This window comes from Faecalibacterium sp. i21-0019-B1 (genome assembly GCF_042852915.1).
In the GTDB taxonomy this organism is placed as follows: Bacteria; Bacillota; Clostridia; order Oscillospirales; family Ruminococcaceae; genus Faecalibacterium; species Faecalibacterium taiwanense.
This window is the reverse complement of the sequence record NZ_AP031425.1, coordinates 3,029,030-3,039,319: the sequence shown is the minus strand read 5'-3', so window position 1 is coordinate 3,039,319 and position 10,290 is coordinate 3,029,030. Positions and strand designations below refer to the sequence as shown.

Below are 10,290 nucleotides of genomic sequence, written 5' to 3'. Positions count from 1 at the left end.
ATACATAAAAAAAGCCCCTGCACGGCCGTTGTGGCATGGGCAAAACAGGGCCACAATATCTTGTGGCAAAAGAGTTTTCCACGGCAGAATGGTGAAAAAGTTGAAAATCTTTTCACAAAAAAGTTTGAAGGAAAGCGAAAAAAATGCTTGACAGAACGCCATACTATGCGATATACTGTTGAATTGCAAGCCTGTCCCCAATCTGGGACCACATCAGACCCCATACCGGGGATAAGTTTTTACGGAGGATACAACCATGAAGAGAACTTTTCAGCCCAAGAAGCGTCAGCGCAAGGAAGTTCATGGCTTTCTGACCCGCATGAGCACCAAGAACGGCCGTAAGGTCATCAATGCTCGCCGTGCAAAGGGCCGCAAGAGCCTGACTGTCTGATCCGGCCTTTTATGACGGGATCCGGCGCAGAAATGAATATGCGCACAAAAGACCGCTGATATTGGATTAGCGGTCTTATTTTTTTTGAAAATTGAAAGAATTTTCGTAAAAATGCCCGCATGGGCTTTCAAAGTCGAAAAATTTTTGATATACTGGCTGAAGAATGCACCCTTCGGGGCGTGTTCTCAGCCACAGAAAGGAGGCGCGGAATCATGCGCTATCGTCCCATCCGCCGCAACAGCGAGTTTGGCAGAGTGTATGCCCGCGGCAAATCCTATGTGAACCCCGGTCTTGTGATGTATGTGCTCAAGACCCGCAGCAAAAAGACCCGCGTGGGTCTGACCGCTACCAAAAAGATCGGCCACGCCGTGCAGCGCAACCGCGCCCGCCGCGTGATGAAGGCGGCCATCGACGAGCATCTGGACTACAACATCGGCGGCTATGATCTGATCTTTGTAGCCCGTGGTATGACCCCGCGGCTGAAGAGCTGGCAGCTGAGCAGCGTTGTGGCAAAGCTGTTTGCACAGGCCGGTCTGCCGGATAAGGCCAAACGGCCGGATGCGCCGCCCCCTGCCACCGTGCCCCCGGCACGCAGGGCACAGGCGGAAAAGCCGGACGCATGAACCGCCTGCAGTACATCTGCCGCCGCGCGCTGTGCGTGCCCATCCGGGCCTACCAGTACACTCTCAGCCCATGGATCGGCCGCAGCTGCCGTTTTACGCCCAGCTGCAGCAACTACACCATGCAGGCCATCATGACCCATGGGTGCGTAAAGGGCATCCTGCTGGGGGCATGGCGCATCGCCCGGTGCAATCCCTTCGGCAAATGGGGCTTTGACCCGGTGCCGGAGCAGGGAAGATGGCAGAACCCTGCCCGCCGGCTGCAGCCCGCAAAGCTGTTTTCCACACGGCACAAGCAAAAGGTGGAAAAGTAAATATGCTTCTTGTGACGCGGTGCACTGTGGGCAGCGTGTCCTACGATAAAAATAACAAGTCCCGTGCCACAGACGGGGCAGAATGGACAAAGGTATGAACTTCTTTTACATCCTGAGCGGTCCTCTCGGCTATGTCATGGAGTGGATCTACAAGCTGCTCCCGAGCTACGGCTGGGACATCATCATCTTCACGCTGCTCATCAACATCGTCAAGATCCCTCTGCAGCTGAGCCAGCAGAAGAGCATGGCTAAAATGTCGGCCTTCCAGCCCATGATGATGGAGATCCAGACCAAGTACAAGGACAAGCCCGAAAAGCAGCAGGAAGAAATGCTCAAGCTGCAGCAGGACTACGGCTATAACCCCACCGCAGGCTGCGTGCCCATGCTGTTGAACTTCCTTGTCATGTTCGGCGTTATCGGTGTCGTGTACAATCCGCTGGAGCGCATCTTCCACATCAGTGCTGCGGCTCTGACCGCCGCCGGTGAGGCCCTGACCGCCTCCGGCGTCGCCTTTACCGCCATCACCCGCGATACCAACATCATCGCACAGGTGGTTGCTGGCAACGGCGGTGTGCTGGGCTGCTTCAGCGCCGAGCAGATCGCTACCATTACCGAGTTCAGCCAGCACATGAACTTCCTCGGCATCGACCTGACCCGCATCCCCAAGCTGGGCCTTTCTCTGGACATCGTGCTGCCGCTGCTGTCGGTCATCACCATGCTCCTGTCCACCCATATCAGCATGAAGGCCAGCGGCCAGCAGATGCAGGGCAGCATGAAGCTGACCATGTATATGATGCCGCTGATGTACCTGTTCTTCTGCTTCACCTATCCTCTGGCATTCTCTCTGTACTACGTCATTTCCAACATCGTGATGACCGTGCAGACTCAGGTCATGCGCAAGGTGTACGACCCCGATAAGATGCGCAAGGAGATCGAAGCGCAGATCGCAGAAAAGAAAAAGCAGGAAAAACGCGGTGTGAAGAACACTACCGTCAAGGTCACCGATCCCAAGACCGGCAAGACCACGGAAAAGAACATTTCTGCCAGCGAGATGAACAAGCGCCGTCTGGAGTATGCCCGCCAGCTGGACGAGGAGCGCTACAAGGACGAGCGTACCGTGCCGCTGAGCGAGCTGAACAAGCAGGATAAAGAATAAGAGGAGGATGAACGGTTATGATCCGTAAGCAGGAAGCGACCGGCAAAACGGTCGATGAAGCCCGCGCAAAAGCCTGCGCTCTGCTGGGCGTGCAGGCCGATGATCTGAATGTCAGCTGCGAAGTGCTGGAAATGCCCCAGAAGACTGGTTTTCTGGGCCTGAAGCTCACCCCCGCTAAGGTGTGCGTGAGCGTGGAGGAGCCGGATGCTCCGGCTGCAGCACCCGCTGAGCCTGTTGTTGAGAAAAAGACTCCCGTGCAGGAGGCTGTCAAGGCCGCTCCCGTGGCAGAGGAGCCTGCTGCTGCGGCAGCACAGCCGGAAGCAAAGGCCGAAGAGCCTGCTGCCCCCGCTGCAGAAGCTGCTGCAGAGCAGCCCGCTGCCGAGGAAGAGGAGCCGGAAGTCCCCATCGTGATCGAAGAGAACGCTAAGATCAAGGCTGCTGTGGACTACCTGCGTGAGGTCATTGCCCTGATGGGCGTGGAGAATGTCACCTTCAGCGCTGTGCAGAAGGGCGAAGCTACCATCATCCGTCTGGACGGTGAAAAGCTGGGTGCCCTCATCGGCCGCCGCGGCGAGACCATGGAGAGCCTTTCCTATCTGGCAAGCCTTGTGGCAAACCGTCTGGAGGGCGATTACATCAAGCTGGGTCTGGATGTGGCCGGCTACCGCGATAAGCGCGAGAGCGACCTGACCGCACTGGCACAGCGCATTGGTGCCAAGGTGCGCAAGACCGGCCGCAGCTTTGCCATGGAACCCATGAACCCCTACGAGCGCCGTATCATCCACTCTGCCATCAGCAAGATGGAGGGCGTGCGCAGCGAGAGCAAGGGCGAAGGCCGTGACCGCCGTGTGGTCATCTACTCCACCGCACCCGATGCACAGACCGAGAACACCTATGGCGAGCGCCGTCCCCGTGGCGGACGCGGCAATGGCCGTCGTCCCGGCGGCAGCCGCAATGGCGGTTATCGCGGCGGGAACCGTTCTGAGCATGGCGACCACAATGGAAACCGCGGCGGTTACCGTGGCAGCCGCAATGGTGCACCCCGCGGCCCGCGGCCTTCCGGCGTGCCGGAGCGTACCTATGCACCCCGTGATGCCGAGAATGCAGCACCGGTAGCACCCAAGCGCACCGAGCGGGTGGATGATTTTGCCAATTTCAGCTTTGGCAAAATCGAGCTGTAATACGGAACTACTTTTGAAATCAGGGTCTCCGGAAAATCTGCGGATTTTCCGGAGACCTTTTTTCACGCAAAAAGGATTTTACCAAAATCTAACGCCAAGCTGGTTTCGGGTCGGGCAGCTGTTGCGGTATACTGAGCATAAAAAAGTCATTCTTCTCAAAATTTGGAGAAACTGCCTGTTTTTTGCCGAAATCTTTCTCTTAAATGGCAATTGTAAAACAATTGGTCGAGAATTTATACTGTAGTCAAGAGCGTTCTGTTCGTGAAGAACAGACAGAATGATGAAAAGAGAGGTATTCAACTATGGCTCAGAACAAGATCTCCCGCCGCAGCTTCCTGCGTGGTGCAGGGGCATCCGCAACCATCGCAGCCGCCAGCTGCATGGCACCCTCTGCAGCCGCCTGTGACATCAAGTCTCTGTGGAGCATGGATCTGCAGATCCTTGCTACCAGCGATACCCACGGCAAATTCGATCCATGGGACTACGCCGCCAACAAGGCAGATGCTTCCGGCAGTGTGGCCCAGCAGGCGACTGCCATCAAGCAGTGCCGCACCCGGAACACGCTGGTGGTGGATGCAGGCGATACCATTCAGGCCAACTCCGCAGAGCTGTTCCTGAACGATGACCTGCATCCCATGGTCGCTGCCATGAATGCCATCGGCTATGATATCTGGACCACCGGCAACCATGAGTACAACTACGGCATGGATGTGCTGAAAAAGGTCATGGGACAGCAGAAGGCCAAGGTGCTCACCGGCAACGTTTACGCACCGGACGGCACCCCGCTGGCCGATGGCTACACCATCATCAAGAAGGGCACCGTCAAGATCGGTGTCATTGGCATGGTCACCCCCAACATCATCCGCTGGGATGCCAAGAATCTGGAGGGCTGGAAGGTCACTAACCCTGTGGACGAGAGCCGCAAAATCATCGATAAGATCAAGGATCAGGTGGATGTTCTGATCGGCGTCATGCACATGGATACCGAGAACGAGTACGGTGTGTACGGCTCCGGCGTTACCGATCTGGCCAATGCCTGCCCGGAGTTCGACGTCATCGTGGGCGGCCACGGCCACAGGAGCATCCCCAACATGATGATCAACAACGTGCTGGTGGTGGAGAACAAGAACGCCGGTGCCACCCTGTCCGAGATCCACGTCTATCTGGAGCGCCAGCTGGACGGCAAGTGGAAGGTCGTGAACCGCACCTCTGAAAACCTGCAGATCAAGGAGTACGAGCCCGATCCGGAGCTGACCGCTTTGCTGGCCTCCTACGACACCCGCGCCAAGGAAGACGCTGTTACCCCCATTGGCGAGCTGAAGGGCGGCGATCTGGCCCCCGAAAACGAGATCGACTGCCTGCCGCAGGCCATGGTGCAGGATACCGCGCTGCTGGACTTCATCAACGAAGTGCAGATGTACTACACCGGTGCGCAGGTCTCTGCTACCGCCCTGACCTCCATGACCTCCCAGATGCGCGCGGGCACCATCCGCAAGTGCGATATGGCCAGCATCTACACCTACCAGAACACCCTGTACAAGCTGCAGATGACCGGCGAGCAGCTGCGCCGCTTCATGGAGTGGTCTGCTGCCTTCTTCAAGACATGGAAGCCGGATGAAGTGACCATCGCCTTTGACCCCTCGGTGCGCTACTACCTGTACGATGCTTTTGAGGGCGTCAGCTACGAGCTGGACATCTCCAAGGAGCCGGGCCACCGCATCAAGAACCTCAAGTGGCCGAACGGCAAGGCCGTGAAGGACACCGACACCTTTGTGGTGGCAGTGAACAACTACCGCGCCACCACCCAGCTGCTGACGGCTGCGGACATCTTCCTGCCGGGCGAAGAGCTGCCCAAGCTGCTGGAGATCGATGTGCGCGGCGACGTGGGCGGCATCCGCGAGCTGCTGGGCGAGTACATCCGCACCGTGAAGGGCGGTACCATCGAGCCGCACGTGAACAACAACTGGAAGATCGTGGGCAACAACTGGAAGGCCGCCGATCACCAGAAGGCTGTGCAGCTGCTGCGCGAGGGCAAGCTGGCCCTGAATGAGAATGCCGATGCACGCACGCTGCCTGGCAAGGCCATCACCACGGCGGATATCGCCAAGTTCTAAAAAACAGTTTCCTGTAAAAAGGGGCTTTCCGTGTTGGGACGGAAAGCCCCTTTTTTGTGTGAGAAACGGGCGGATTTTCAACCGTTTCCCGGGAATTGGTTGAAAAAACAGTACCATTCCGCAGCATTTCGTGGTACAATGAAACTGTATTGGTCTCGCTGCTGTGGGCAGATGGGAGCAAGCGGCCAAACCGGGCGCGGAAAGGAAGCCAGAAAAAACCATGCAGGAAACGACCATTGCAGCCATTGCAACAGCGCCGGGCGCAGGCGGCATTGCCGTCGTGCGGCTCTCCGGTGCGGAGAGCTATCCCATAGCAGCCCGGGTGTTCCGCCCGGCCAACGCCGCAAAAAAGGTGGAGGATGCCAAAGGCTACACCGCCATGTACGGCACATTCCGGGAAGGGGACGAAGCCTTTGATGAGGGGGTGGCCCTGTTTTTCCGCGCGCCCCACAGCTATACCGGCGAGGACGTGGTGGAGCTTTCCTGCCATGGCGGCAGCGCCGTGGCCCGCCGTCTGGTGGAAGCCTGTCTTGCTGCCGGTGCGCAGCCTGCCGCGCCCGGCGAGTACACCCGCCGCGCGTTCCTGAACGGCAAGCTGGGTCTGACGCAGGCCGAAGCGGTGATGGATCTGATCTCGGCGGATGGCCGTCAGGGTGCCGCGCTGGCCAATGCCGCGCTGGGCGGTGCGCTGGCAAAGAAGATCAGTGCCCAGAAGGAAGCGCTTACCGCCATTCAGGCTCACCTTGCCGCATGGGTGGATTTTCCCGAAGAGGATGTGCCGGAGCTGGACGGTGACCATCTGCACCGCGTACTGAGTGGGGTAAAGGCAGAGCTGGACGAGTTGATCCATAATTATCAGGCGGATACCGTCCTGCGCGAAGGTGTGGACTGCGCCATTGTGGGCAGACCAAATGCGGGCAAATCCACACTGCTCAACCTGCTGGCCGGGTTCGACAGGGCCATCGTCACGCCGGTGGCTGGCACCACCCGTGACGTGGTGGAGCAGGCGGTACAGCTGGGGGATATCCAGCTGAATCTGTTCGATACCGCCGGTCTGCGCGAGACCGAAGATGCCATTGAAGCCGAGGGCATCCGCCGCAGCTGGAAAAAGCTGGAGGAGGCAGGCCTGATCCTGGCTGTGTTCGATGGCTCTGAGCCGCCCACGCGGGAAGATCTGGAGCTTGCACAGCGTTGCACAGGCCGTCCAGCCATTGCACTTATCAACAAAGAGGATAAACCAACGCAATTTGACGCAGAGTTCATAGCGCCCTGCTTTGCCATGGTGCTGCCGGTGTGCTGTCAGGAGGAGGAGAGCCGCAAGGTGATCTCCGCTGCGGTGGCCCGCCTGCTGGGTACCAGCCAGATCGACCCCCATGCCGCCAGTCTGTCCGGCCAGCGTCAGCTTTCCGCCGCACTGCGTGCACGGGACGCTGTGGCCGGTGCACTGGATGCTGCCGCAGGCGACTTTGGGCTGGATGCCGTTTCCGTCTGCGTGGACGACGCACTGGCCGCCCTGTGCGACCTGACCGGTGAGAACGCCTCGGAAGCTGTGATCGAACAGGTGTTTGAACGTTTCTGCGTGGGAAAGTGACGAAGAGCTTCCCGCGCGAAGCGTGGTCGCGTGTTTAAAGTTTGATGCCTTTTGCAAAATGCATCGCCGCCGGGTATGTTCTCTTTTGCGTGCCAAAAGAGAACCAGAAAAGCACCCGCTACTTTCGAGGCGCGGGAGGCACGAATTAAGGGCTACTCGCCCTTAATAATCCCAAAGGAGATGGGCTCCATACAAAAAATCCAAGTCGCTCCGCTAGAGGATTTTTTGTGTTACGCCGATTTGTAGTCGCTTGCGCGACGAGCCATACGGACAAGTTTATGCGTTATCTGCTGCGCGACAGCTGCAGGCTGACAGCAGCAATATGCCGTTTCCTGTTACGACCCTTTCCCGTGAAAAAGTAAATTCGAAAAGCCCGCAGGCTTTTCGGATTTACAAATTTAAAAAATATATTTCCGCTGAACATGCCCAGAGTGAAACGGAGGGCATTTTAAATCATTTGTTAGAGGAAACCCGAAAGTATATGAACCACTTAGGAGATTATGACGTTATCGTCATCGGTGCCGGCCACGCTGGCATCGAGGCAGCTCACGCCGCCGCAACGCTGGGCGCGAGAACGGCCGTGTTTACCATGAGTCTGGATGCCATTGGCAACATGCCCTGCAACCCCAGCATTGGCGGCACGGCAAAAGGTACGCTGGTACGTGAATTAGATGCGCTTGGCGGCGTGATGGGCCTTGCTGCAGATGCCACCTATCTGCAGAGCCGGATGCTCAACAAGGGCAAAGGCCCGGCGGTGCACGCCCTGCGTGTGCAGACCGACCGCAAGCGCTACCATGAATATATGAAGCATGCATTGGAACTCACGCCCGGCCTTGCCATCCATCAGGCTGAGGTTGTGAGCATCGAGACCGAGAACGGCCGTGTGAAGGGCGTTGTGACCCAGCTGAACGGGGAATACAGCGCCAAATGCGTGGTCATTGCCACCGGCACGAATCTAGGCGGCAAAATTTTTGTGGGCGATGCGTGGTACGCCTCTGGCCCGGACGGGATGCACGCCGCTAACGCCCTGACCGACAGCCTGAAGGCTGCCGGGCTGCCGCTGCGCCGGTTCAAGACCGGCACCCCTGCCCGGGTGCACCGCCGCAGCATCGATTTTTCCAAGCTGGAATGCCAGCCCGGCGACCCGGACAATGAGCTGCAGCCCTTCAGCTTTATGACCGATGCACCCATGCACAACAAGGTGGAGTGCTGGATCGCCTATACCAACCCCGAGACCCACAGGATCATTCTGGATAACATCCAGCGCAGCCCGCTCTATGGCGGCATGATCGAGGGCGTTGGCCCGCGCTACTGCCCCTCCATCGAGGACAAGGTGGTGCGCTTTGCGGGCAAGGACCGCCACCCCATCTTTGTGGAGCCCTGCGGCGAGAACACCGAAGAGATGTATCTGCAGGGTGCCTCCAGCAGCCTGCCGGAGGATGTGCAGAATGCCTTCTACCGCAGCATCAAAGGGTTTGAGAACATTGAGATCATGCGCCCGGCCTACGCCATCGAGTACGACTGCGTGGACCCCACCAGTCTGGAAGCCACGCTGGAAAGCAAGATGGTGCGGGGACTGTACGGTGCGGGTCAGTTCAACGGCACCTCCGGCTACGAGGAAGCCGCCGCCCAGGGCCTGCTGGCCGGACTGAACGCCGCCCGCAATGCGCTGGGCAAAGAGCAGCTCATTCTGCCGCGCCACACCAGCTATCTGGGCACACTGGTAGATGATCTGGTCACCAAAGGGGTCATGGACCCCTACCGCATGATGACCAGCCGCAGCGAGTACCGCCTGACCCTGCGTCAGGACAACGCCGACCAGCGACTGACCCCCATCGGCAGGGAATACGGCCTTGTGCAGGATGACCGCTGGGCCAAGTACCAGCACACCCAGAGCATTCTGGAAGCGGAGCGCCGCCGCCTGCACGAGACGCATCTGCGCACCGCCGACCTGCGCACCGCCATGGAAGCGGCCGGTCTTGCCCCTGCTGCCGAGGGCGGCATTGCGGAAGAGCTGCTGCGCCGCCCGGAGATCAGCTATCCGCTGCTGGCCGGTGTCATCGGCTGGGGCGAGGAGATCACCCCCATGCTGGCCGAACGGCTGGAGACCGAGATCAAGTATGCAGGCTACATTGCCCGGCAGGACCGGATGATCCGGGACGTGGCCCGGCATGAAAAGACCCTGATCCCGGACGACTTTGAATATGCGGATCTGGCCGGCCTGACGCTGGAAGCCCGCGAAAAGCTGGCCCGCATCCGGCCGAAGAACCTCGGTCAGGCGGGCCGCATCCCGGGCGTATCGCCCTCCGATGTGGCGCAGCTGAGCATTGCACTGGCAGCGAGAGGAAAATAAAATGGAAGAACTGAAGCTTTACGAGGGCCGTCCTGCCGACTGCACCGGGCGGCTGGAAAAAGAGATCCGTACCTATGACCTGCTGGACAAGCTGGGCATCCAATTCTGGCGCACCGACCACGGCTGGATGAAGGCCGATACCATGGAGGACTGCCATGTGATCGATGCCTGTCTGAATGCCACCGTGTGCAAGAACCTGTTCCTGTGCAACCGGCAGAAGACGAACTTCTATCTGCTCATGATGCCCGGGGACAAGCCCTTCAAAACCAAAGAGCTTTCCCATCAGCTTGGCATTGCCCGCCTGAGCTTTGCCTCGCCCGAGGATATGGAGCAGTATCTGGACTGCACGCCCGGCTCCTCCTCCATTATGGGCCTTGCCAATGATGCTGAAAATAAGGTGCAGCTGCTGATGGATGAGGACATAAAGGCAGGAGAGTACCTCGGCTGCCACCCCTGCATCAACACCTCCTCACTCAAGCTGCGAACGGCAGATGTGCTGGAAACTTTCCTGCCTGCCGTGCACCACGAGCCGATTTTCGTCCAGCTGACCGGTGAATGAAAGAAAGGACA

9 protein-coding genes are annotated in these 10,290 nt (G+C 58.6%); all 9 read left to right on the top strand.

The window, feature by feature from the left end; translation table 11 throughout:
• The first annotated feature begins 256 nt into the window (after positions 1-256).
• The 9 genes from rpmH to ACGHP1_RS15005 all read left to right on the top strand — a co-directional run bounded on the left by rpmH (position 257) and on the right by ACGHP1_RS15005 (position 10,279).
• Complete coding sequence (gene rpmH / locus ACGHP1_RS15045) at positions 257-391, top strand: 50S ribosomal protein L34 (RefSeq protein WP_005924258.1); 135 nt, start codon at positions 257-259, stop codon at positions 389-391.
• 212 nt (positions 392-603) lie between these two features.
• On the top strand, positions 604-1,014 hold the full coding sequence (gene rnpA / locus ACGHP1_RS15040; protein ID WP_044953169.1) for a ribonuclease P protein component: 411 nt from the start codon (positions 604-606) through the stop codon (positions 1,012-1,014).
• Entirely contained in the window at positions 1,011-1,325 is a 315-nt protein-coding gene (yidD, locus tag ACGHP1_RS15035) for a membrane protein insertion efficiency factor YidD (protein WP_097776785.1), read from the top strand. Before rnpA ends, yidD begins: the two co-directional genes overlap by 4 nt.
• Before the next feature lie 94 nt (positions 1,326-1,419).
• Positions 1,420-2,481 carry a YidC/Oxa1 family membrane protein insertase gene (locus ACGHP1_RS15030; RefSeq protein ID WP_243139036.1) on the top strand — a complete coding sequence of 354 codons (1,062 nt, stop codon included), beginning with the start codon at positions 1,420-1,422 and terminating at the stop codon, positions 2,479-2,481.
• A 17-nt stretch (positions 2,482-2,498) separates the two neighbouring features.
• Complete coding sequence (jag, locus tag ACGHP1_RS15025) at positions 2,499-3,662, top strand: RNA-binding cell elongation regulator Jag/EloR (protein WP_349137349.1); 1,164 nt, start codon at positions 2,499-2,501, stop codon at positions 3,660-3,662.
• 302 nt (positions 3,663-3,964) lie between these two features.
• Entirely contained in the window at positions 3,965-5,776 is a 1,812-nt protein-coding gene (locus tag ACGHP1_RS15020) for a 5'-nucleotidase C-terminal domain-containing protein (protein WP_243112352.1), read from the top strand.
• Positions 5,777-5,996: 220 nt separating this feature from the next.
• The gene (mnmE, locus tag ACGHP1_RS15015) at positions 5,997-7,367 is read left to right on the top strand and encodes a tRNA uridine-5-carboxymethylaminomethyl(34) synthesis GTPase MnmE (protein WP_390509795.1); all 1,371 of its coding nucleotides are present in this window, start codon (positions 5,997-5,999) and stop codon (positions 7,365-7,367) included.
• A 481-nt stretch (positions 7,368-7,848) separates the two neighbouring features.
• A complete protein-coding gene (gene mnmG, locus ACGHP1_RS15010) occupies positions 7,849-9,720 on the top strand; it encodes a tRNA uridine-5-carboxymethylaminomethyl(34) synthesis enzyme MnmG (RefSeq protein WP_390509794.1) in 1,872 nt (623 codons plus the stop codon).
• Position 9,721: 1 nt separating this feature from the next.
• Entirely contained in the window at positions 9,722-10,279 is a 558-nt protein-coding gene (locus tag ACGHP1_RS15005) for a prolyl-tRNA synthetase associated domain-containing protein (RefSeq protein ID WP_366915192.1), read from the top strand.
• The last annotated feature ends 11 nt before the right edge of the window (positions 10,280-10,290 follow it).